At 64.1% G+C, this 23205-nt stretch carries 19 protein-coding genes; 17 read left to right on the forward strand and 2 right to left on the reverse strand.

Annotation, left to right across the window (positions count from 1 at the left end):
* Nucleotides 1-63 precede the first annotated feature (63 nt).
* The 3 genes from RIC54_RS07785 (at nt 64) to RIC54_RS07795 (ending at nt 5801) form a co-directional block, all read left to right on the forward strand.
* Complete coding sequence (locus RIC54_RS07785; RefSeq protein WP_350086377.1) at nt 64-2505, forward strand: tetratricopeptide repeat protein; 2442 nt, start codon at nt 64-66, stop codon at nt 2503-2505.
* Nucleotides 2506-2577: 72 nt separating this feature from the next.
* Nucleotides 2578-3672 (forward strand): Gfo/Idh/MocA family protein, encoded by a 1095-nt coding sequence (locus RIC54_RS07790; RefSeq protein ID WP_350086380.1) that lies wholly within the window; start codon nt 2578-2580, stop codon nt 3670-3672.
* Nucleotides 3669-5801 carry a tetratricopeptide repeat protein gene (locus RIC54_RS07795; protein ID WP_350086383.1) on the forward strand — a complete coding sequence of 711 codons (2133 nt, stop codon included), beginning with the start codon at nt 3669-3671 and terminating at the stop codon, nt 5799-5801. The genes RIC54_RS07790 and RIC54_RS07795 overlap by 4 nt, the downstream gene beginning before the upstream one ends.
* A gap of 20 nt (nt 5802-5821) precedes the next feature.
* On the opposite strand, the gene RIC54_RS07800 is transcribed toward RIC54_RS07795, so the two are convergent.
* Together RIC54_RS07800 and RIC54_RS07805 are read right to left on the reverse strand one after the other, a co-directional pair.
* Nucleotides 5822-7054, reverse strand: coding sequence for an FAD-dependent oxidoreductase (locus tag RIC54_RS07800; protein ID WP_350150906.1), 1233 nt, complete (start codon nt 7052-7054; stop codon nt 5822-5824).
* A 51-nt stretch (nt 7055-7105) separates the two neighbouring features.
* A complete protein-coding gene (locus RIC54_RS07805; RefSeq protein WP_350086389.1) occupies nt 7106-7897 on the reverse strand; it encodes a hypothetical protein in 792 nt (263 codons plus the stop codon).
* A gap of 99 nt (nt 7898-7996) precedes the next feature.
* Between RIC54_RS07805 and RIC54_RS07810 the strand changes: the two genes are divergently transcribed.
* From RIC54_RS07810 to RIC54_RS07875, 14 genes are all read left to right on the forward strand, one after another.
* Complete coding sequence (locus tag RIC54_RS07810) at nt 7997-9760, forward strand: type I secretion system permease/ATPase (protein ID WP_350086392.1); 1764 nt, start codon at nt 7997-7999, stop codon at nt 9758-9760.
* Nucleotides 9757-11130 (forward strand): HlyD family type I secretion periplasmic adaptor subunit, encoded by a 1374-nt coding sequence (locus RIC54_RS07815; protein ID WP_350086395.1) that lies wholly within the window; start codon nt 9757-9759, stop codon nt 11128-11130. The genes RIC54_RS07810 and RIC54_RS07815 overlap by 4 nt, the downstream gene beginning before the upstream one ends.
* Before the next feature lie 29 nt (nt 11131-11159).
* Nucleotides 11160-12101, forward strand: a complete 942-nt coding sequence (locus tag RIC54_RS07820) for a glycosyltransferase family 4 protein (protein WP_350086398.1) — start codon at nt 11160-11162, stop codon at nt 12099-12101.
* Nucleotides 12098-13405 carry a glycosyltransferase family 9 protein gene (locus RIC54_RS07825; RefSeq protein ID WP_350086401.1) on the forward strand — a complete coding sequence of 436 codons (1308 nt, stop codon included), beginning with the start codon at nt 12098-12100 and terminating at the stop codon, nt 13403-13405. Before RIC54_RS07820 ends, RIC54_RS07825 begins: the two co-directional genes overlap by 4 nt.
* Before the next feature lie 39 nt (nt 13406-13444).
* Nucleotides 13445-14725, forward strand: coding sequence for a glycosyltransferase family 4 protein (locus RIC54_RS07830; protein ID WP_350086404.1), 1281 nt, complete (start codon nt 13445-13447; stop codon nt 14723-14725).
* A complete protein-coding gene (locus RIC54_RS07835) occupies nt 14722-16179 on the forward strand; it encodes a tetratricopeptide repeat-containing glycosyltransferase family protein (protein WP_350086407.1) in 1458 nt (485 codons plus the stop codon). The genes RIC54_RS07830 and RIC54_RS07835 overlap by 4 nt, the downstream gene beginning before the upstream one ends.
* Before the next feature lie 106 nt (nt 16180-16285).
* Nucleotides 16286-17110 (forward strand): sporadic carbohydrate cluster 2OG-Fe(II) oxygenase, encoded by an 825-nt coding sequence (locus RIC54_RS07840; RefSeq protein ID WP_350086410.1) that lies wholly within the window; start codon nt 16286-16288, stop codon nt 17108-17110.
* Entirely contained in the window at nt 17103-17567 is a 465-nt protein-coding gene (locus tag RIC54_RS07845; RefSeq protein WP_350086413.1) for an LIC12192 family sporadic carbohydrate cluster protein, read from the forward strand. The genes RIC54_RS07840 and RIC54_RS07845 overlap by 8 nt, the downstream gene beginning before the upstream one ends.
* A gap of 126 nt (nt 17568-17693) precedes the next feature.
* On the forward strand, nt 17694-18710 hold the full coding sequence (locus RIC54_RS07850; RefSeq protein ID WP_007675551.1) for an NAD-dependent epimerase/dehydratase family protein: 1017 nt from the start codon (nt 17694-17696) through the stop codon (nt 18708-18710).
* 29 nt (nt 18711-18739) lie between these two features.
* On the forward strand, nt 18740-19345 hold the full coding sequence (locus RIC54_RS07855; protein ID WP_350086417.1) for an SIS domain-containing protein: 606 nt from the start codon (nt 18740-18742) through the stop codon (nt 19343-19345).
* Complete coding sequence (locus RIC54_RS07860) at nt 19342-19908, forward strand: D-glycero-alpha-D-manno-heptose-1,7-bisphosphate 7-phosphatase (protein ID WP_350086420.1); 567 nt, start codon at nt 19342-19344, stop codon at nt 19906-19908. The genes RIC54_RS07855 and RIC54_RS07860 overlap by 4 nt, the downstream gene beginning before the upstream one ends.
* Nucleotides 19905-20633, forward strand: coding sequence for a transaldolase (locus RIC54_RS07865; RefSeq protein WP_350150909.1), 729 nt, complete (start codon nt 19905-19907; stop codon nt 20631-20633). Before RIC54_RS07860 ends, RIC54_RS07865 begins: the two co-directional genes overlap by 4 nt.
* Before the next feature lie 19 nt (nt 20634-20652).
* A complete protein-coding gene (locus tag RIC54_RS07870; protein WP_350086426.1) occupies nt 20653-21666 on the forward strand; it encodes an NAD-dependent epimerase/dehydratase family protein in 1014 nt (337 codons plus the stop codon).
* Entirely contained in the window at nt 21663-23204 is a 1542-nt protein-coding gene (locus RIC54_RS07875; RefSeq protein ID WP_350086429.1) for a PfkB family carbohydrate kinase, read from the forward strand. The genes RIC54_RS07870 and RIC54_RS07875 overlap by 4 nt, the downstream gene beginning before the upstream one ends.
* Nucleotide 23205: the final 1 nt, after the last annotated feature.

A 23205-nucleotide genomic window follows, 5' to 3' on the forward strand; every position in this document is an offset into this window, starting at 1 on the left:
GCGCTCATCGAGCGCCCCTCTTTCGTTTGTACTTCGTGCTGATCAATTCACGTTCGAGACTCAATGGACCCGACCAAGCAGCGAGCGGAGACTGACCCGCTCAAGCGCGCGCACTGGCTGCTCCAGGGCGGGGAGTTCACCCGCGCCCGCCATTGCGTTCGGCGAGCTCTGATGGAGCAACCCTCGTCGGCACCGGCGCTGACCCTGGCTGGACAGATCTCGGTGCGGACCCAGGATGTTTGCGGCGCTGTCCGATACTTCATGCGCGCGAGCCGGGTCGAGCATCACGCCGATCCCCGCGCCTATCTGAACCTAGCGCGTATCCAGGAAATGGCGGGAAATGCCGATGCGGCCCTCGCCACCGCCCAGCAAGCCGCCGATCTGTTCTCGCAGGATGTTCGTCCGCGCGCGCTGCTCGCACTCCTGCATCTTTCGGCAGGCTCGCCCGATGCGGCGATCGCAACGCTCCGCGACGATGATGTCGGGCGGATCGACCCGGACACCGCCTACAAGATCGGCAGCCGCCTGTCGGAACTCCCGCCGGCCCAGGCCGGTAAGCGAGCTGTGGCGTACCTGGCCCGCGCGGCAGCCGCGCCCGGACGCTTCCTCGAGCAGGCCTTGCAGGACCTGATTGAGACGGCGCCGCCGGATGACCCCCGCCGGTACAACGCCGCGCGCCGGCTCTTGGCTCTGAACCCGGCAGCGCTTGACGCCATAGATGCGCTCGACAGCGACCTCGGCCGGGGTCGTCAGCCGATAAGGCATGCAGCCTGGGTGTGGCAGGCGTGCTGTCTGGTTCCGGGAGACCTTCGCCGCCTGGCCCGAGCGGGTGAACTTACCCACAGGGTCAAATGGCCAAACCATGGGATTGCCGCCAACACCCTTCTCCTTCGGGAAGCCCCGAATCACCTTGGGTTGATAAACCGCACCTGTGAGTTGTTCTGCCGACTCAAGGAGCTCGAACCGAACAAGGACGTGGCGGTCCAGCGAGCCCGCCATTGGGTGGAGTCGGTCGTTGCCACAAAGCCCGCCGACCCAAGGGTCTGGGACTCGCTCGCCGGCCTGTACAAGAATATAGAAGCATACGACCTGGCGACGAAGCTGTGGCCCGAGATCGTCAAGCAGTTTCCCGTCTATCACGCCCTTCACTACAACTACGGGCTGTTCCTGGATGAGCAGGAGCGTACCGCGGAAGCGTTCCGGGAACTGAAACGCGCTCTCGTGCTGAAGCCGGACTATCAGCGGGCGAGCAACCTGATGAGCATGGTCCATACCCACGTCGACGACATTCACGCCGCAGTTCACTACGTCAAATGGGCTATTGCGACACGTCCGAAGCGCGCGACGTGCTGGGTGAACTACGGCACGTATGTGCGAACCCTTGGAGACTATGGCGAGGCAGTCAACGCGTTCCAGTACGCCGAAATTCTTGCCAAGGACGACAACGACAAGGACATGGAGGCGTCCGCACGGTTCAATACCGGCATGTCGATGCTGATGATCGGCGAGTTGGAGACCGGCTTCAATCGTATTGAGGCACGCTGGGCCACTCCCGGATTCCCGTCCCCGAAACGCAACATCAGGCTGCCGATCTGGCGCGGTCCGAACGCCAACCCGGACTCCAAGCTCCTTACCTTCATGGAGCAGGGCATGGGTGACGAGATCATGCTGTCCTGGTACCTGCCGCTGCTGCGGCGGGACACCCGGCGTCTCGTCGTCGATTGCGACCCGCGCCTGGTCGACCTGCTGGCTCGAACCTACGAAGGGATCGAGTTCATTCCGCGCTCGTTGAAGGGCCATCCGACAATCCGTGATCCCGGACTGCGCTTCAAGGTTCCGATGCTGCACGTTCCTCAGCACTACGTCGCGGAGCTGAAGTTCCTGATCCGCGACAACTGGGATTGGACCGACCGGCGCGGTGAACGGTTTCCCGCCCGGTTGACGCTTGAACCTGCGCGGCTCGAGCGATGGCACCGATGGTTGAACGAGCGTTACCCGGGCCGCCCGCGTCTCGCCTTGTCCTGGCGCAGCAAGCTGAGAAATCGAAATCGAAACCAGCAGTACTTGTCCGTTGAAGAACTTGCGGCGGCGATTCCAGCCGGGACGGTCGCGGTCAATCTCCAGTACTCGTCGACGGATGAAGAGAAAGAGCGTCTCTATGAACTCGGCCAGCAACTCGGGTTCGAGTTCGTCACACCCGAGGGTGTCGACCTGACCAATGACCTGGAAGATGTGCTGGCACTGCTTCAGGTCAGCGATGCCGCCGTTACGCCAATGATTTCTTTGGCTTGGATGGCTGGGGCCGTCGGATGTCCCGCCTATGTGTTCCGGTCGTCGCGCGAACGCGTGATCTGGCAACAGTTTGGAACGCCGTTTGTGCCATGGGCTCCCAGCATGCGTCTGTTCTTCCGGGATCCTTCTGAACGCTGGGATGCCGTAGTGACTGATTTGCGGACGCGGCTGTCATCGTTCCTGGTAACGCAGCCGGGGCCATCGCTGAACTAGCTGGCATACGGCGGTGTTGACGAACGTGCTGTCAGGCTTATCAAGGCACGGACCTAAGCAAGGGAGCATTCTATGACCGTGTCGCGGCACAAATGGCGGATCGGAGTCCTCGGCTGTGGACGAGTGTCCGCCCGGTATCGTGAGGTTCTGGGTACGGAACTGTCCGATCGGGTTGAGGTAATCGCCGCCGCCGATCTCGACGCCGGCAAGGCGCAGGCCTTCACCGATGCGGTCGGCGGAAAGCCGGTTCACAGCATTCCGGCGCTTATCGCGGAGCGACCGGACCTGGTCTGCATCCTCACCGAATCGGGTCATCACGCCCGGCATGCCCTCGAGCTGATCGAAGCCGGCATCAATGTGGTTGTTGAAAAGCCCGTTGCGTTGCGGCCGGAGGACGCCGAGAGGGTTCGCGACGCTGCGAAGGCCAAGGGTGTCATGTGCGCCGTCATCAAGCAGAACCGCTACAATCCGGCAATGCGGTTTGTCCGGGAGATGGTCAGCGAGGGCCGGATCGGACGGCTGGTGACCGCCGGTGTCCGCGTGCACTGGTCCCGCCATCAGGACTACTACGACGACCCCTGGCATGGTCGATGGTCGATGGACGGCGGCGTGCTGGCGCAGCAGGCGATCCATCATCTCGATGCTCTCCAGTGGCTGGGGGGCCCGATCGACTCGGTATGCGCCGCCGGCGCGGCCGTCCTGAACCGCCTGGAGGCCGAAGACACCGCGATCGGCCTGGTTCGTTTCAAGTCGGGCGCACTGGGCACCATCGAAGCGACGACGTCCGCTCGGGACGACGATTTTGAGGCATCGCTGCATCTCGTTGGTGAGCAGGCCATGGCCAAGATCGGCGGTCGGGCGCTGAACCGAGTCGAGCTTTGGCACCCAGTCGAGCCCCGGCAGGGAGACGAGCGGGCGGCCGAGACATTCAGCCAGGACGTCCCGACCAGCTACGGCCTGGGCCACGGACCGCTGCTCGGAGAGGTTCTGGACGCCCTGGAGAATGGGACGCCTCCGCCGATCGACGTCGATGAAGCGCTCACCTCGCTCCGGCTTGTCCACGCGCTCTATGCCAGCATGGAGACTGGTGGGTGGGTCCGGCTGGATGACCATCCGACCTCCAGCAAGCTGGGCATCCCGAACGAGGACGCAACGTCGGGGAAATGACCGGTACGGTGACCCTGACCGACCAAGTACCGAGTGCCGACACGCTGCTTGCACGTGCACGGGCAGCTTGGGGTGCTGGCAGGACCGAAGACGCGATCCATGGATGGCGGCAAGCAATCGTCACGGCTCCCGGTACCGCCGCCCCCTACGTCAACCTGGCTGCGGCGTCGAAGGGAAGGCATGCTCGACGTCCGTGGATCGAACAGGCGGCCGCAGCAGCGGCCGTTGGGGATCCCGCCATCGCCCGGAATCTCGGTGTGCTCGCGAAGGATCGTGGGGAAACCGAGAATGCGATGTGGCGGTTGCGCCAGTCATTGCTGATCTCCCCGGAAAACGCCTCGACGATCTCGGTATTTGCGAAGCTTTGCTCGCATGGTGCTGCCAGCGATGATGCCCTGCGCTGGTATGCCTACGCTGCGGTGTCCAATCCATACTCCAATGAGATATGGGTCGAGTATCTGACGCGTCTCTCGGGGGCGGGCCGCACGCACGAAGCCGTGGCCGCCGTCGAACGGCTTCCGATTCCCGACGGTGTCCGGTCGCCGGAACTGCTGCTCGCGATCGCTCATGTCTACAGCAGCACGCTTCGCAATGCTGAAGCCATGGTCGTCCTGAAGTCGCTTGCGGCGCTCCAGCCGCTGGCGGCCATGGTTCGCACGATGTTGGCGATCCAGTATCGCCGGTCAGGCGACCACAAGGCGTCGGTTCGAGAGGGCCGCCGTGCCGTGCTGCTGACCCCTGATTCGTTTCACTGCCTGGGAGCCCTGGGCTCGGAACTCGTCAGGGCGGAACGGTTCGGGGAATCGGTCCGTGCGCACCGTCGAGGCCTGATCGTCGATCCGAGCCGACGAGCGGAATGCCTGGCGAATTTCGGTGCGGGCCTCGTGAAGGTCAATGCCTTGGACGAAGCCAGGTCGGTCCTGCGCGAAGCAATGGTGCGGCAGCCGGAAGTCGGATCCGGGTATATGAACCTCAGCACCCTGGCATTTCAGGCCTGCGACCTGCCGTCGGCCAGCCGACTGGGACGGTTCTCGCTGCTGGCCGCGCCGTCGGTCGCCGATGCCTACTACAACCTTGCGGTCATTCGCCGCCACCAGAGCCGGTTGCAGGAATCCCGAACGCTGTTTGACCAGGCGGTCGACCTCGATGACCGCCCGATGTTCCGGTTTTCCCGCGCCATGCTTGAGCTCGGCGATGGCGATCCGGCCGACGGTGTGCGCCGTTATGAGGTCCGATGGCAGGTGCCCAGTTTCTCGTCGTCGCGCCGGTTGGGAAGCGAACCGACCCTGGCGATGCCTGTATGGCAGGGCGAGCATCGGCCGGATGCGAGGCTTGCGGTGTGGGGAGAGCAGGGGATTGGTGATGAACTCTGGTTCGCCAGTTATCTGTCGTGGGCCGCGGGCCGGGTCGGGCATGTCGTGCTCGAACTGGCGGGCAGCTTGGTAAGAACGATGGCGCGCTCGTTTCCGAACATCGAGGTTCGAGGCCGGGGCGAGTCCGGAACCGAGGAGGCGGTCGCTGCGTGCGATCTGCAGGCGTCGCTTGGCGGGCTCATGCTGCCCTTTGGCGCGGGAACCAAGCCGGTGCCGACCGGATACCTGCGCCCTGATGCCGAACAGACCGCCCGACTGCGGAAACGGTACGCCGCGGGCAGGCCAGGCAAGCGGATCGTCGGGGTGTCGTGGCGCAGCATCAAGCCGGTCCAGGTTCGGTCGTTCGAAGTACCGCTGGACGCCTGGGAGGCAGTCTTTGCACTGGAGGACACCATCTTCGTGTCGCTCCAGTATGGCGACGTCAGTGACGATGTCCGCCTGGTGCGCGAGCGTTTTGGCGTGGAACTGATCACCGATCCGGAGATCAACGCCTATGAGAATATCGACGGGTGGGGCGCCCAGGTCGCCGCCATGGACACTGTCGTGTCGGTCGCCAACTCCACGGTCGCCATGGCGCACGGGCTCGGCAAGCCGGTCCACGTGGTGACGCGGATCGTCCAGGATGATTGGCGGTACGCGCGGGGCTCGGAGACGACCCGCTGGCTGCCCACCGCCCGTTGCGCCTGGCAGACCCAGCCGGATGACTGGGTGTCGCCGATGAGTCTCGTGGCGAACCGGGTGCGGCGCGGTCAGTAGCGACCGGCGCCGCAACCAGATTACCGGGTGCCGGTTTCGGGTCCGCCGGGCACAATGTTCGCGTCGACCATCTTCTGGGTCAGGAGGTTCGGTGCCGCCTGGTCGGCCCCATAGACCGGCACCGGGTGCGAGAACCCGCCCTGCTTGAGTTCCTCAGCCATCTTCATCGCCTGCCAGACGATGTCGTCGATGTCGATGTACTTGTAGCTGCCGGCGCGCCCCATGGAGACCACCCCGTCTGGCATGGCGTCGAAGTACTGGTATGCCCGTGCGATCTCTTTCTTGATCGGCATCGGGTACAGCTTGTTCTTGTGGCTCGAAATCTCGATTCCAAGCAGGGTCGAAGGGGATTTGTGCTGGGTGAACTTCTTGTACTCGACGATCCGGGTGTAAGGCTCGTCGCCAGCGTAGTAAGTGAAGTAGACCTTCTCCGGAAAGGCGTGCTCCACCGGCAGGATGATCGTGATGAATTCACGGCCGACATACGGCAGCTCGCCGTACGCGTAGTTCAACAGCATGTCGGGTGAGACGGTGTTCACGATAACGTCGTAGGCATGCCATTCGCCGGCGATCTGCACCCGCTTGTTCGGGATGTCGAATGCCTCGATCTCGGTTCCCAGCTTGACCGTCGCCCCCGCTGTCGCGACGTCGAAGTACCGGTCGTATCCATCGGGCGCCAGCGGGTAGGCCGAGATTGCTGTGTCCCAGCCTTCGCGCGGGCCTTCCTTGATGGCGACGCCCTTCGGCGACCAGCCGAAATCGTCGAGCATGGTGTTGCTGGCGACCTGCCACATCTTGCGGGAGTACTTGTCGACCATTTTGCCGTAGAGCGTCGGGCCGACCGACGCGATCCAGTACTCCTCGAAGTTCTTCGCCGCAGTCCAGCCACGGATCTCCTGCGATTCAGCGAGCTCACGCTCGATCGCCTCGCGATCCGGCATGCGCGGGATGTCGTCCTTGTGAATCGGGAACGTGTAGAAATTGCGATCCGGTTCGACATGGGTGATGAACTCGTGGTCCAGCTTGCGCATCGGCACGATCGCGTTCAGGTAGTCGAACAATTCCGGCATCGGCGTCAGGAAGTGGCGGGGCCCGAAAGTGAACGGGTGCCCTCCGCGCCAATGCGTCTTCACGCCGCCGCCCAGGAACGGCGCCCGTTCCACCAGCGTCACGTCCCAGCCACCAATCAGCTCGATCTGGTGTGCCGCCGCGCAGCCAGCGAACCCGCCGCCGATGATCAATGCCTTCTTCATCCTGTATCTCTCCCTGTCGTCCCGACAGATCATTGCCAGTGGCGTCGTTGATCAATCGTGGACGGCTGTCATTGGGTTCTGCAATTTCGCTTGTTCGGCCCGCCAGAGTTCGCCGTAGTCGACATCCTGCCAATCGTCGAACCACGGCCCACCGCGCGTGTAGTGGATCGCGTCGGGCGTACCGGATTCCGGTCTGGCCATACTACCCTCAAGCCAATTCCAGGACGATGGCAGCGCGCCGATCTGTGAATCCGCAGCCCACTGCATCCGGTGCAGATAGGCCCCGGTCTGGGTGTTGACGACTTCGGGCGTCAGGCTGCGGGTCATCGGATGTCCGCAGTTGAACAGCATCAGGCTGGACCAGTTCTTCCGTGGATAGGTCGTCTGGACGGCGCCATCCATCTTGGTCGCCTCTGTCGGGTGGTGGTCGTGGTGAACACACATCACCGCGGCATCGCGATCGGCCTTTGCCACGAGTTCGGCAATGTCGGACAGCCAAAGGAAGTCGCAGTCGCAGAACAGCGCCCACCCTTGATAGCCTGCAAGGTAGGGTGTAAGAAACCGCGAGTATGTGAACTCCGTGGACGCAAGCGGATCCTTTGAACGCCAGTACAGGCCTCGGGACCGCATCTCCGTCTGTACGATCGGCCGGATGTCCAGCGCGATCGAGGATCGATGACGCAACGACAATTCGCAGACGCGAAAGGCTACATCTTCCCGGCTGTCGTAGCCGACGAACACACGAAACGGCGATCCGATCGGTTCAGCATTCATCATGACAGATACTCGTAATGCGGCGGCGCGGCGCGCGCCCGCTTTAGCGGATCGCCGCTGTGCGGTCAAATGCCGCCGGACGCGTGCGTGCGTGCCCACTCCGGGCAAGGTAGTATGGCAAAATGGCGCCGGAAACACAGGCGCCAACTCTGCAGGACAGGTGCTTCAATGACCGACTCTGACCGCCGCGTCGATGCCAAGGATGCGCTGAAGGACGCGTTCAAGCGCTGCCGGACCGCGTTCGGGGCGGTCGCTGTGTTCAGCTTCGCGGTCAACCTGTTCATCTTGACCTTACCGATCTACATGTTCGCGGTCTTCGACAAGGTGCTCAGCAGCTACAGCGTGGCGACGCTTGGCATGCTGTTTGCCATGGCGCTGTTTGCATTGGCGATTCAAGGCGCCGTCGACGTCGCCCGGTCGGCTGTTCTGATCGAGATCGGGAATTATCTCGATCGGAACCTGACGGCCCGGCTGTTGCACGCGTCGCTGGCTCATTCGGTGAAGCGCGGCAACACGCGCGGCGCGACGATCCTGCAGCAGTTCAACCAGCTCAAGGCCTTTCTGACGAGCAACTCGATCTACGCCATCATGGATATTCCTTGGATTCCGGTGTTCATGGGGGTCCTGTTCATCATGAATCCGACGGTCGGCTTGGTCTCGATCGTCGGTGCGATTGCTCTGTTCATGTTCGCCTATCTGAATGATCGCGCGTCACGCGGGGCGTTGATGCGGGCTCAAAAGGCGATGGCGCCATCCTACAAGCGAGCCTCTGCCGCTGCGCGCAACGCCGACGTGGTTGAGGCCATGGGCATGACGCCGACCATCGTCCGGACCTGGTCTGAGGGTTCCGAGGCATCGATCTATCACCAGTCGATCGCTTCTCGCCGGTCGGCGCTTATCAACGCAGCATCCAAATGGACGCGAATGGTGATCCAGATCACCATCATGACGTCGGCGGCCTACCAGATGATCCAGCCGGGCAGTACAATGAGCCCGGGCGTGATGATGGCATCGGTCATCCTGGTCGGGCGGGCTCTTATGCCGCTCGAGTCCATGATCGGCAGTTACCGCAGCATGCTGGAAGCTTTGAGTTCCTACAAAGAAATGGACGAAATCCTGGCGTCGATGATCGAACGGCCCAGGTTGAGCGTCGTGCCGCCGAAGCCCAAGGGGCACATCTCGATCGAGAACGTCACGTACACGGTGCCGGGCGTCGATCGCCCGATCCTGTCCAACGTCAGCCTGGAAATCGAGGCTGGCGAGATCATCGGGGTGATCGGCCCATCGGGTGCGGGGAAGACCACATTGGCAACCCTGATGGTTGGCATCGACGCGCCGACCCATGGTCACGTTCGGCTCGATGGCACGGACGTCTATGCCTGGCCATCTGAAGACCTGGGCCGCTATCTTGGTTATCTGCCCCAGGCGGTCGCGCTGTTTGACGGAACCGTGCGCGAAAACATCTGCCGGCTGGAACCGAACGCCAGCCCGCAGGCCATCATCAAGGCGGCCGAACTCGCTGGGCTGCACGAGATCATCCAGCGTCTTCCAAGGGAGTACGACACGCCCGTTGGCGATGCCGGTGCGATCATGTCCGGTGGTCAGCGTCAGCGGATCGGATTGGCCCGCGCGCTCTACGGCGATCCGCTGTTCGTGGTTCTGGATGAACCGAACTCCAACCTGGACAGCCAGGGCGAGGAGGCGTTGAAGGACACGTTGCATGCCCTCAAGGCCCGGGGGTGCACCGTGGTTCTGATTGCCCACCGGATCAACGTACTGCAGCACGTGGACAAGGTGCTGATCCTGCGCGACGGCGTGGTTCACAAGTTCGCCGCCCGGGACGAGGTCGTTGGCCCTGTGCCGGCCCAGACCAAACCGCAGATTGCGGCCAGTCAGGACTCTCCATCCATCGCCAGTCGAGCGTCGTCATGACCATCGTCGAACGGGATACCGCCCCCACTCCTGCCCTGGTCAACGTCTTTGATCCGTACCAGGAGATCTCAAAGAACGCCCGCCCCCAATGGACGTCGGCCATTTCGATTGGTTATTTGATTGTCCTGGCGTTTTTCGGCGGCTTCGGCGGCTTCGCAGCGTTCGCTCCGCTGCAAAGCTCGGTGATGGCAACGGGCGAACTGCGGGTCGAGAACAACCGCAAGATCGTTCAACATCCGGAAGGTGGAATCGTCGCGGAAATCTACGTTCGGGAGGGGCAGCGCGTCGAGCAGGGCGACGTCCTGCTGCGCCTTGATCCCACCCGGGATCGGGCTCAGTCCAATACGCTGCGGCGGCGGTATCTGGGAGCGCTGGCGGAGCAGGCCCGATTGCTGGCCGAACGGGACGCGCTCGAGAGCATCGACTTTCCGAAGGAGGTGCTCGACGAGTTGGGAGACCCCGAAATTGCGGAACTCGTGGCGGGGCAGCGCGCTGTGTTCCGGTCGCGCCAGCAGTCACGCGACGGCCTAGTCAAGCTGATGCTCGGTCAGGTCGATCAGGCAAACGTCCAGATCGACGCGACCAGGGTCGAGCTGGCGGCCCTACAGACCCAGGCCGAACTGATCGAGCGAGAGCTCGGTTCGGTGCGTGAGCTCTATGAGAAGGGTTTGGAGCGCTTGCCGCGGCTGCTGGCGTTGCAGCGCAACCAGGCGGCAATTCGAGGCCAAACCGGGCGGTTGAACGGTTCGATCGCGCAGTACGAGAAGCAGATATCGGAGTTCGAGCAGCGCGTGGTCCAGATGGAGCGGGACCTGCAGCGCGAGGTGGCGGCGCAGCTCGATGCGGTGGGATCCAGACTCCAGGATCTGAACGAACAGCGGCCAGTGATATCGGCGTCGGTCCGGAGGCTGGATATCCGGGCGCCCCGGACCGGGCGGGTCATAGACCTGACCGTTTTCACGATCGGGCAGGTCATCGGCAGCCGCGAGCCGCTCATGCAGATCGTACCGGAGGACGAAGATCTGGTCGTCTACGTGAAGGTCAAGCCGCGCGACATCGATTCGCTTAACAATGGGGTCACCAAGGTTCAGGTTCGAATGACTTCGTTCAGCCAGCGGTTTACGCACCCAATCGAAGGGTATCTCGAGTCCATCTCCTCCGATGCTGTCCAGGATCCGGATGGTTCCCCGCCGTATTATCGGGCGATCATCAAGCTGGATGCGGTGTCGCGGGAGCACATTCTGCATGACACCGAACTGACCGCAGGCATGCCGGCCACCGCGATGATCGGTGTCGGCGAGAAGACCCTGCTGACGTACCTGATCGAACCGATTTCCCGCAGCATTTCGGATTCTTTGCGGGAACCATGACGGAACACGGCCGAGTGGATGGCCGCACGATGGTGCGGAGCACCCGCCGTATACTTTATCTCTCGAAGCACTTTGGCTATCCGCTCGGGGGAGTGCGGATAGCGCATCACCATGTCGCGATGCTGGTTCGGAACGGTTTCGACGCCCGGATCCTGTTGATCGACGAGCAGCGCGACTCGCATTTCTCCGAGATTGTGCCGACCGAATCGCTGGTCCCCGAGTTCCGTATCCACCCGGACGATCTCTTCGTCATCCCCGAGCCGTGGGACGTCTACGTCCGGCAACTCAGCAAGCACCCCATCCGTCGCTACGTGTTCTGCCAGAACCACTTCTACATCTATCACGGTCTGCAGCATGCCCGGAGCTATGCGGAGGCCGGTATCGACACCGTGTTCTGCTGCAGCGAGGTGATTTCCGACTATCTGACCGGCGTGATGGGCCTGGATCGCGCCCCGATCATTCACAACGCGATCAACCACGAGCTGTTCAAGCCGGCGGAGAAACGGCGGCAGATCGCCGTCATGCCGAGAAAGATGAAGATCGAAGCCCGCTTCATCGAGGGCACCTTTCGCCAGCGATACCCGGAACTGGCCGACGTGCCCTGGGTTGAGATTTCGAACAGGCCGGAAACCGAGGTTGCAAAGATCCTTGGCGAGAGCGCGGTGTTCCTCGCGCTCGGGCGTATCGAGGGTTTTGGATTGCCGCCCATCGAAGCCATGGCCAGCGGTTGCCTGGTGGTGGGCTTCACGGGCGATGGTGGGCGGTCGTTCGCGACGCCGGACAACGGGCATTGGTGCGAACCGGAAGACTGGTTGGGCTGCACCGATCGATTGGCCGAGGCAATGCGCGAGATCGATACGGACGCGGGACGCCGACGGATAGCATCGGCGCGCGAGACCGCGTCGGAGTACACCCTGGAGCGTATGGAACGCGAACTGATTACGTTCTGGCAGGCGGAGGTCGAACGGTGACTTCCGAGCCCGGAGAGATCGACTACGAGGACGGCCTGCAGCTCGTGCCGCGCCTGATCGTCAAGGGGCAGATGTCGAACGCTGTCCGATGGGCTGATGAACTGTGCCGACACCGGCCCGACGACCCTCGGCCACACAACCAGGCGGGTCTGGTCCGGCAGCGGTTGAGCAACCCGAGCGCAGCGGCTGTTCACTTCTGCCGAGCTCTCATGCTTCAACCCGATGCTGGCGAGGTCTGGGCCAATCTGGGAACCGCCCGCCGACACGCGGCCGAGTTTGATGCGGCGTTCGTCTGCCGTCAGCGGGCGGTGCGATGCCGCCCTGGACTGCCGGATGCGAGGTCGGCTCTGGGATTGAGTCTGTTGGCTTCGGGCGACTATCGAGAGGGTTTTGCCGAGTACGAGCACCGCCCCGAGCGACGCATTGCGCTGAAGGGCTACGGCACGCTGGGGCTTCGCGCCTGGGATGGTCGATATTCGGATCGGGTCCGGCACCTGTTGGTCGTAACCGAGCAGGGGGCCGGGGATACGGTTCAGTTTCTGCGCTTCATACGGCCGCTGGCAGATCAGGGGCTGGAGGTGACCGTCGCCTGTCCGGAAAACCTTGAACGCCTGGTTCGCACGGCTTCCGGCGTGGCGTCGACTGCGCCGTTGTGGCCGACCGGATCGCTGGCCGGCTACGACGGTGTCGAGATGCTGATGAGCCTGCCGGCTCGCCTCGGCGTCGACAGGGACACGCTGCCCGCTCCGACGCGCTACCTGACGCCTGCGGAGCCGAGGCATCGTCCGGCGGACAACGGTGTGTTTCGGGTCGGACTGTGCTGGACGGGGCGCTCGGAGCATTCACTGAACGCGCTGCGGCAGACCTCATTCGAGGAACTCATCCCCCTCCTTACCATTCCGCAGATCGAATTCTTCAGCCTGCAGGTGTCAGATGACCGGCGGGCGGTTCCGAGCGACCGCCGGGTGTCGGACCTTGCGCCATACATCGACGACTTCGCTGACACGGCCGCCATGGTCGACCAGATGGATCTGGTCATCACCGTCGACACCTCGGTGGCCCACATCGCCGGCGCGCTCGGGGTGCCGGTATGGACGATGCTGGCGCAGGTTGCGGATTGGCGATGGGGCTACGACAGCGAGTGGACGCCCTGGTACCGATCCATGCGTCTGTTCCGACAGACGCAGGCCGGTGTCTGGAACGACGTGATCGACCGGATTGCGTCGGAGCTGCGCGAGGCCGCGATCTCGTGGCCCGGCCGTTCGAGGTGGCGACCGTTTGCATCGTCCGACCCGAGCGGATAAACAGATCGCCGCCGAATAATCGCCCGATCGGATATCCCCGTGCGTATCCTGTTCGTCCACCAGAACATGCCGGCGCAATACGCGCACCTGGCATCCCACTACGCTCGCGATCCGAAGAACGAGGTCGTCTTTCTGACCCGGCGCAAGGACGTGGAGATGCCGGGTGTCCGCAAGATCCGGTATGACCTGAGTCGCGAGCCCAAGATCGACGGGCACCACTACGTCAGATTCCTGGACGAGCACCTGCTGTACGGCCAGGCGGTGGCCCGTGAGGCGATAGCGCTGAAGGCTTCCGGTTTCACCCCCGACGTGATGTGCGTGCATTCCGGTTGGGGCGAGGCGTTGTTCCTTAAGGATGTGTTCCCCAACGTGCCGTTGCTGGTCTATGCGGAGTACTACTACCGCGGGCGCGGTTCCGACGTCGGCTTCGACATGGCGAAGGAGCCGGAATTCGACATTATTTGCCGATCCCGTGCCCGCAACGTTCATCTGCTGCTGAGTCTTGAAGCGGCCGACTGGTCGGTTACGCCGACCCAGTGGCAGTGGCAGCAGCAACCCGCCGCCTACCGATCGCGGATGTCGGTGATCCATGATGGCATTCGCACTACGCTGTGCACGCCGGACGCAACGGCGCGCCTGCCGTTGCCGAACGGTACCGTTCTGTCGCGCGACGACGAGGTGATCACGTATATCGCGCGCAACCTGGAACCCTACCGCGGCTTCGATCGATTCATGCGGGCGCTGCCGGCGCTGCTGAAGCGGCGCCCCAATGCCCACGTCGTGCTGGTCGGTGGCGATGACGCCAGCTATGGGGGACTGCCCGGCGATGCCAGAAGCTGGCGCGAGAAGATGCTGGCCGAGGTGCGGATCGATCCGCGGCGCGTGCATTTCGTCGGCCGTGTACCCTACGAGTATTATCTGCGGGTGCTTCGGGTTTCCCGCGTTCACACCTATCTGACATATCCGTTCGTGCTGTCCTGGTCGATGCTGGAGTCGATGTCGACCGGATGCTGCATGGTGGCGTCGTCCACGCCGCCGGTCTGCGAGGTCTTGCGCGATGGTGAGACCGGGGCCCTGGTCGACTACTTCGACGGCGAGGCGATGGTGAATCGTATATGTACCTTGCTGGACGATCCGGAAACGCGATCCCGATATTCCGCGGCTGCGCGCGACTACGCGGTGCGGAACTACGACCTTGAGACGGTTTGCCTGCCTCAGCAGATCGCCTTGATCGAGCAGGTTGCGACCGGGAACCTGCCGCGCATCACATCGAACGCGGTTGCCGACGGATTTCCCGGCGCAATGCCGGATCCGGCGTGACCGAGGGGCTCGACGGGCTCGATCGTGCGGCTCGGGCCGCGATAGCCGCATCCGACTGGAACGCGGCCGGCGACGCGTTTGAAGCGATCGCCGGACAGGTGCCCGGGAATTCACGCCCTTGGTATAGCCTTGGTCTGGCCCGAAGCCGTAGCGAAGACACCGCACGCGCCGTCCCCGCATTGCGCCGCTGCTTGCTGCTGCATCCGACCCATGCCGGTGCATGGGGCCTGCTGGGCACGGTTTCGGAGCATCAGGCTGGATACCTGCGCGGCGCGGTCCTGCCGGACGCAAGCGTGGGCACACTGAAGATCGCGGCGGCGCTTCGGCAGGAAGCCGGTGACGCTCGGGGCGCGGTGGTCCTGCTGGACCGGGTGCTTGCGCAGGAACCCGATGACATCGAGTGCCTGATCAACCGGGCCATGGCGTTGATCGAGGTCGGCCGGAAGTCGGTCGCCCTGGACGATCTGGACCGGGCGCTGCGGCTCGATCCGAGCGACACCCGAGCGCGCTGGTCGCGGGGCTGGATTCGCCTGGGCCGGCGGGATTGGAGCGGCGGTGACGACTATGCTGCCCGTTGGCTCGATCCGGAGCCAGACTCTCGGCAGCGGTTGTTCAGTCCGCCACTTTGGACCGGGACACCGGTTTCGGGCGGGCCGTTGTTGCTGTGGGGGCAGTTCGGGGTCGGTGACGAGATCCTGTTCGCGACCTTGGTTGCAGAGGCTCGGCACCGGGCCAATGCGCCGGTCGTACTGGAAGCGGACCCACGCCTGGTCGGGCTGTTCGGGCGTTCCCTGACCGGCGTGACGGTGGTCCCGCGGATGGATCCCGCGGACAGCCGAATCGCCGCAGCGGCCCCAACCGCGCAATCATCGACCGCCCGCCTGCCGGGGGTGCTGCCGCGCGATGCCGTATTGGCGCCGGGGGCGCCGGCAATGCTCGTCGCCGATCCGGCGAGGGTGGCGCATTGGCGCGAACAGTTCGCTGCTCTTGGCCCTGGTCCCCATATCGGGCTGGCGTGGCGCAGCGGCAACCGGCGTACCGCCAGTCGCAAGTCGATTGCGTTGGCAGCGTTGGCGCCGGTACTGCGCGCATCGCAGGGAACCTGGATCAGCCTGCAGTATGATCCGGATCCGGAAGAAACCGCGGAAGTCGCCGCGTCCCGGCGACCGGTGCCGTTCGACAACCCTGCGGCGGACATCCGCGACGATCTCGACGAACTGGCGGCGCAGATTGCCGCCCTCGACGCCGTCGTCACAATCTCCGGCACCAACGCCCATCTGGCCGGCGCGCTCGGCGTGCCGGGCTTGGTGTTGATGCAGCGCGACCCGCTGTGGTTCTGGTTCGAGGATGGCGAGACGGTGCCGTGGTACCCCAGCTTGACCGTGCTGCGTCAGCGCGGCACCGCCTGGGATGCCGTTATCGCCGAGGCCGCCCGGCGTATCGCGACACTATGATGCATCCGCGCGACGGCCGGGGGCGCAAGTGGCTCTTGGCCGATGCCGCCGTCCGCGCTAGAGACGGTGGGCGATCTGGCGAAACCGCTGACGGACGAGTCGTTCCATGGGCCTGACCGACCGCTTCACCGATCCTGGCGAGGATGCGCTTGCAGCCGACTTCATGGCCAACGGCTATGTGGTGCGTGACGTCGACGACCGTGCGGCGCTGGATGCGTTCCGCCACGAGATCGTGCGATTGGCCTGCGAGCATCTGAAATGCGATCCACCGGCCGATGACGGCGCGTTCCTGAACGGCATTCACGAGCGGGTTACGGTCGCAGAGATCAACGCGCTGCGCCTGCATGTGTTCAATGGCCTGAACAAGCACTCCTGGTGCCGGCCGACCTATCTGTCGCTGGCGCGCAAGGCGATTGACGCTCTGGTCGGCAACGAACTGGCAATGCAGAACCGGGTCAACCTGTCGATCCAGATGCCGAACGACGAGACCTCGACCCTGGCGGTACACGCCGACGTCTGGTCGGCCGAGACGCCGTACGAGGTCGTCGAGTGGACGCCGCTGGTCGATGTTTATGACACCAAGGCGATGTACATCCTGCGGCCGGAGATCAACCGCACGGTTCGCGAGCGGATGAGCACGCTGAAGGACGGTGGCAAGGAGTTCGACCTGTTCGAGGCCTACCGCAACGAATTCCACTGGATCCCGGTGAAATACGGCCAGACCCTGGTGTTCTCGCCGATCCTGCTGCACGGCAACGTGCGCAACGACACGGCGGAGAGCCGGTGGTCGGTCAACTGCCGGCTGACCGGCCTGTTCACGCCCTACGCCAGCGACGAGAAGTGCCTGGGCCGGTTCTACACCCCGATCACCCCGAAGATGACCAGCCGGATCGGCATGAACTTCAAGGCGCCGGAGGGGTTCAATGGCTGAGGGCGCCAATCGCACCCGCTCGGGCCTCCAGGGCTACGTCACCCACCAGTCGTTCAAGGGCATGCGCATGCCCGCGACCGTTCAGAATCTGGTGATGCGCGACTACATCACCCGCAAAGGCGCGCAGATCCGCCTGTCGGTTGGTGAGTACTTCTTCGACAACTGCTTCGTGCAGCTCTACTCGATGCTCCGCAAGCTCGACGAGATCGAAGGCATCGTGATGTGCAGCCTGTTCATGATGCCGACCGACCCCGACAAGCGACGCTGGATTTACGATCGGTTCCTGGAGAGCGGTGCCGCACTGCATTTCGTGTTCGAGGACATCGTGGTCGAGGACGAAGAGGGTGTGCGGCGGGCCGAGGAATTGCTGCAGATGAACGCGGCACTCGACGTGGCGCCGACCCAGATCGACCCGGCGCTGCTGCCGGCGATCGAGGGCGTCGATACCTTCAGCTGACGCCGTCGGGACCCGGAGCCGGCGAGGCGTCGCGCGCCTTGCCGCGCTGAGGCAAAACCGCTATACGACCGCCACTGCGGCAGCCCTTGCGGGCTGCGCAAACCTGTTGATTTCCGGGATCCCGTCATGACCGATCAGTCCATCAAGCGCGTCCTCGTCACCGGCGGCGCCGGGTATGTCGGCTCCGTGCTGACGCCGAAGCTGCTCGACGCCGGTTACGAAGTCGTGGTGTTCGACATCCAGTACTTCGGCGACGACACCCTGCCGAAGCAGAACCCGAAGCTGACCTCGATCAAGGGCGACCTGCGGGACAGCGCGGCGTTCGCCAAGGCGGTGGCCGGTTGCGACGCGGTGATCCACCTGGCCTGCATTTCCAACGACCCCAGCTTCATCCTCGACCCCAACTTGTCGAAGTCGATCAACTACGACTGCTTCGAGCCAATGGTGGTCAACGCCAAGCAGGCCGGCGTGAAGCGGTTCGTCTATGCCTCGACCAGCTCGGTCTACGGCGTGTCGGAGGCTCCGGACGTGACCGAGGACCATCCGCTGGTCCCGCTGACCGACTACAACAAGTTCAAGGGCATGTGCGAGCCGCTGCTGTGGAAACACATTTCCGACGACTTCATCGGCGTCACCATCCGCCCAGCGACGGTGTGCGGCTACGGCCCGCGCATGCGCCTGGACCTGTCGGTGAACATCCTGACCAACCACGCGGTCAACAACGGCAAGATCACGGTGTTCGGCGGCAGCCAGCTGCGGCCGAACATCCATGTCGAGGACGTCTCCGACCTGTACGTCATGCTGCTCGGTCTGCCGGGCGAGAAGATCCAGGGCGAGACCTTCAACGCCGGCTACCAGAACATGTCGATCTCCGACATCGCGCTGGCGGTCAAGTCGGTGGTCGAGGAGGAATTCCCGGGCCGCCCGCCGATCGACATCGTCACCACGCCGACCGACGACATCCGCTCCTACCACGTCAACTCCGACAAGATCCGCAACAAGATCGGCTTCCAGCCGAAGCGGACGGTCGAGGACGCGGTGCGCGGCCTGTGTCAGGCGTTCCGTGACGGCAAGCTGCCGAACTCGCTGACCGACGACAAGTACTTCAACGTCAAGACCATGCAGAAGCTCACCGCCGCCTGATCACGGTGGCGGTGCGAGCCGGAGGCCCCATGGCATCGCACGCTGAGACCTATCTGACCCAGGCGGCCGAGATCTGCCGCACCATCGACCCGGCCGAGATCGAGGCGATGGTGGCTGCCTTGGTGGCCCTGCGCGCCCGGGGCGGCCGGCTGTTCATCCTCGGCGTCGGGGGGTCGGCAGCCAATTGCGGGCATGCGGTCAACGACTTCCGCAAGCTGTGTGCGATCGAAGCCTACGCGCCGACCGACAACGTTGCCGAACTGACTGCCCGCACCAACGACGAGGGTTGGGAAAGCGTGTTCGCCGGCTGGCTCGAGGTGAGCCGGGCGCGCAACAAGGACGCGGTCCTGATCTTCTCGGTCGGCGGCGGCTCGCGCGAGCGCAACGTCAGCCCGAACCTGGTGTTGGCGCTGGAGTATGCCAAGCAGCACGGCCTGACCATCCTCGGGATTGTCGGGCGCGACGGCGGCTACACCAAGCAGGTCGGCGACCATGTCCTGGTCATTCCGACCGTCGACCCGAACCACATCACCCCTCACTCCGAGGCGTTCCAGGCGGTCGTCTGGCATGGCCTGGTCTGCCACCCCGACCTGATGGCGCGGGCCAACCGGTGGGAGGGTCTGGCCCGGTCGTGAGCGTCAGACGGCCAGCGGTGTTCCTGGACCGAGACGGTGTCCTGGTCGCGACCGAGGTGCGTAACGGCAAGCCGATCGCGGCCCTGACCCTGGACGGTTTCACGATCCTGCCCGAGGCACCGGCTGCGGTCGGGGCGCTCAAGGCCGCCGGTTTCGTGACGGTGGTGGTCACCAACCAGCCGGAACTGGCGCGCGGCAATGTCGATTCGGTGACGATGGATGCAATGCACGGCCGACTGGCGGCGGCGATGCCGATCGATGCGGTCTATGTCTGTCCGCACGACTCGGGAGAAGGCTGCGATTGCCGAAAGCCGGCGCCCGGCATGCTGCTGCGAGCCGCCGACGATCTCGACCTTGACCTCGCCGCCAGCTACATGGTGGGGGATCGCTGGCGCGATGTCGGGGCTGGATTGGCGGCGGGCTGCACGACGGTTCTAATCGAGTGCGGCTATACTGAACCTGAACGCGTGGAGCCGGACCTGACGGCGCGCGATGTCGCGGAGGCCGCGACACTGATTCTCGACCGCGAGAAGGCGGTCCGACGACCTGGAGGACGAGCATGACGGCGACTTCGATCGACGACCTCAAGATCAAGATCTTCGCCGACGGGGCCGACCTCGACGGCATGAAGGCGATGGCGGCGAAGCCTTGGATCAAGGGCCTGACCACCAACCCGACCCTGATGCGCAAGGCCGGCGTGACCGACTACCCGGCGTTCGCCCGCAAGGTTCTGGACACGATTACCGACAAGCCGATTTCGTTCGAGGTGTTCGCCGACGATGCCGACGCCATGACGGCGCAGGGCCGGGTGATCGGGTCGTGGGCACCGAACGTCAACGTCAAGATCCCGGTGACCAATACCACCGGCACCTTCATGGGGGCGCCGATCTCCGCACTGTCGAAGGCCGGGGTCGTGGTGAACGTGACCGCGATCATGACTCCGGGTCAGGTCAAGGCAGTGGCCGACGCGCTCGATCCCGCGACCCCGGCGATCGTGTCGGTGTTCGCCGGGCGGGTCGCCGACACCGGTCGCGATCCGATCCAGCTGATGACCGAGTGCCGGGAGATCCTGAAGTCGCGACCGAAGGCCGAGCTGCTGTGGGCCAGTCCGCGGGAGTTGCTGAACATCATCCAGGCCGATTCCATGGGCTGCCACATCATCACGGTGACCAACGATCTGCTGGCCAAGCTCTCCGGTCTCGGCAAGGACCTGGATCAGTTCAGCCTGGAAACGGTGAAGATGTTCGAAGGCGACGCCAAGGCGGCGGGCTACACCATCGCCACCTGACGCATCGGGGATATCAGTCATGGCGGACAAGCCTTACGCGGTGGTCACCGGTGGTGCCGGTTTCATCGGCGGCCACATGGTGGACCTGCTCTTGGAACGTGGCTATCGCGTCCGGGCGATCGACAACCTGACCGGCGGGCGTGAGCTGAACCTCGCCCATCACGGCGACAACCAGGACCTTGTCCGCGATTTCCGCGACATCCGGTCCCTGGCGCCGGACGATGATGCCTTCACCGGCGCGCGCTACGTGTTCCACTTCGCCGGCATCGGCGACATCGTGCCATCGATCGAGCGGCCGATCGAGTACATGGACGTCAACGTCCAGGGCACGGTGCGGGTGCTGGAAGCGGCCCGGCACGCCGGGGTGGCGAAGTTCGTCTATGCGGCCTCGTCGTCCTGCTACGGCCTGGCCGACACGCCAACCCGGGAAGACCACCCGATCGGACCGGAGCATCCCTACGCCCTGTCGAAATACCAGGGCGAACAGGCGGCGTTCCAGTGGCGGCACATCTACGGCCTGCCGGTGAACTCGGTTCGGATCTTCAACGCCTACGGCACCCGCTCACGGACTTCCGGCGCTTATGGTGCCGTGTTCGGGGTGTTCCTGCGGCAGAAGATCGCCGGCCAGCCGTTCACGGTGGTCGGCGACGGTACCCAGTCGCGCGACTTCCTGTTCGTGACCGACGTGGCGCGGGCGTTCCTGGCCGCGGCCGAGACCGACAAGACCGGCGAGATCTGGAACCTGGGGGCGGGCAACCCGCAATCGGTCAACCGGCTGGTTGAGCTGCTGGGCGGCGAGGTCACCTACATCCCCAAGCGGCCGGGCGAGCCCGACTGTACATGGGCGGACACCGCGAAGATAATGCGCGACCTCGACTGGCGGCAGGAAGTCAGCTTCGAGGAGGGCGTGGGCCGCATGCTGGCGCAGCTCGACTACTGGCGTGACGCGCCGCTGTGGACGCCGGACAGCATCGCCCAGGCGACGAAAACATGGTTCGACTATTTGGGTAAGGAAGGGGGCGACGCGCGGTGATCGACGACGCCTATAAGCACAAGATCAAGACCGCCGCCGAGATCGCGGCGATCATCGGCGCTCCCGGCCGCAAGAAGAAGATCGTGATGTGCCACGGCACCTTCGATCTGGTGCACCCGGGCCACATCCGCCATCTGGTCTACGCCCGCTCCAAGGGCGCCAAGCTGATTGTCGGCGTCACCGCCGATCATCACGTCAAGAAAGCCGATCACCGACCGTTCGTGCCCGAGGGCTTGCGCGCGTTGAATCTGGCGGCGCTGGAGACGGTCGACTACGTCACGATCGACCCGCACGCCACACCGATCGAGAACATCCTGACGATCAAGCCCGACTATTTCGTGAAGGGCTACGAATACCAGAAGGGCGGTCTGCACCCGCGAACCGCCGAGGAGAAGCAAGCCGTCGAGAGCTATGGCGGCGAGGTGATCTTCACGCCGGGCGATATCGTCTATTCGTCGTCGGCGATCATCGAGTCCGGCCCTCCGGACCTGGCGGTCGAGAAGCTGATCAACCTGCTGGATGGCGAGAACCGCACGTTCGACGATCTGAAGAAGGCGCTGGCCGGGCTGTCCGGCGCCAAGGCTCACGTGGTCGGCGATACCATCGTCGACTCGCTGACGGTGACCTCGATGATCGGAGCCAGCGGCAAGACTCCGACCCTCAGCGTCCGCTATGAAGGCAAGCGCGACTATGTCGGCGGTGCCGGCATCGTCGCCAAGCACCTGAAGGCGGCCGGTGCCGACGTCACGTTCTCCACCGTGCTCGGTGACGATGCCCTGGCCGAGTTCGTGCGCAACGATCTGGCCGAGGCCGGCGTTACCCTGAACGACGTGGTCGATTTGACCCGGCCGACGATCAACAAGAACGCGATCGTCGCCGACGGCTACCGCATGCTGAAGATCGATACGCTCGACAACCGGGCGATCTCGGAACAGATCTGCAAGCAACTGTGCCGCTCGATCCGTGACGTGCCCGCCGACGCGGTGATGTTCTGCGATTTCCGGCACGGCATCTTCAACGGCGAGTCGATCCCGCTGCTGACCGCGGCCATTCCGGAAGGCCGCTTCAAGGTGGCCGACAGCCAGGTCGCCAGCCGATGGGGCAACATCCTTCAGTTCAAGGGATTCGACCTGATCACCCCCAACGAGAAGGAGGCCCGCTTCTCGCTTGGCGACCAGGACACGGTCATTCGTCCGCTCGGCACCCGGTTGTACGAGGAAGCACTGTGCAAGGTGCTGATCCTTAAGCTCGGCGCCCGTGGCTCGATGACGTTCCGACAGGCGGGCGGCGAACTGCGAACCTTCTTCGGCGTCGACAGCTTCGCTGACCACGTGGTCGACGCGGTCGGCTCCGGTGATGCGTTGCTGGCCTATGCCACCCTCGCGCTCAAGACCACAGGCGACGAGGTGATCGCGACGATCCTGGGGGCGATGGCGGCGGCGGCGGAGTGCGAACTCGACGGCAACATTCCGGTCGAGCCGGCGATGGTGATGAAGAAGATCGAGACCTACGAACGCCGCGCCAACTTCAGCGCGTGAG

It is taken from the genome of Thalassobaculum sp. (genome assembly GCF_040219215.1).
Lineage (GTDB): Bacteria > Pseudomonadota > Alphaproteobacteria > Thalassobaculales > Thalassobaculaceae > Thalassobaculum_A.

Excerpts from the sequence above, each read along its gene's own strand:
- RIC54_RS07785 (WP_350086377.1), top strand. The coding sequence starts at position 64 with ATGGACCCGACCAAGCAGCGAGCGGAGACTGACCCGCTCAAGCGCGCG.
- RIC54_RS07790 (WP_350086380.1), top strand. The coding sequence starts at position 2,578 with ATGACCGTGTCGCGGCACAAATGGCGGATCGGAGTCCTCGGCTGTGGA.
- RIC54_RS07795 (WP_350086383.1), top strand. The coding sequence starts at position 3,669 with ATGACCGGTACGGTGACCCTGACCGACCAAGTACCGAGTGCCGACACG.
- RIC54_RS07800 (WP_350150906.1), bottom strand. The coding sequence starts at position 7,054 with ATGAAGAAGGCATTGATCATCGGCGGCGGGTTCGCTGGCTGCGCGGCG.
- RIC54_RS07810 (WP_350086392.1), top strand. The coding sequence starts at position 7,997 with ATGACCGACTCTGACCGCCGCGTCGATGCCAAGGATGCGCTGAAGGAC.
- RIC54_RS07815 (WP_350086395.1), top strand. The coding sequence starts at position 9,757 with ATGACCATCGTCGAACGGGATACCGCCCCCACTCCTGCCCTGGTCAAC.
- RIC54_RS07820 (WP_350086398.1), top strand. The coding sequence starts at position 11,160 with ATGGTGCGGAGCACCCGCCGTATACTTTATCTCTCGAAGCACTTTGGC.
- RIC54_RS07840 (WP_350086410.1), top strand. The coding sequence starts at position 16,286 with ATGGGCCTGACCGACCGCTTCACCGATCCTGGCGAGGATGCGCTTGCA.
- RIC54_RS07845 (WP_350086413.1), top strand. The coding sequence starts at position 17,103 with ATGGCTGAGGGCGCCAATCGCACCCGCTCGGGCCTCCAGGGCTACGTC.
- RIC54_RS07850 (WP_007675551.1), top strand. The coding sequence starts at position 17,694 with ATGACCGATCAGTCCATCAAGCGCGTCCTCGTCACCGGCGGCGCCGGG.
- RIC54_RS07855 (WP_350086417.1), top strand. The coding sequence starts at position 18,740 with ATGGCATCGCACGCTGAGACCTATCTGACCCAGGCGGCCGAGATCTGC.
- RIC54_RS07865 (WP_350150909.1), top strand. The coding sequence starts at position 19,905 with ATGACGGCGACTTCGATCGACGACCTCAAGATCAAGATCTTCGCCGAC.
- RIC54_RS07870 (WP_350086426.1), top strand. The coding sequence starts at position 20,653 with ATGGCGGACAAGCCTTACGCGGTGGTCACCGGTGGTGCCGGTTTCATC.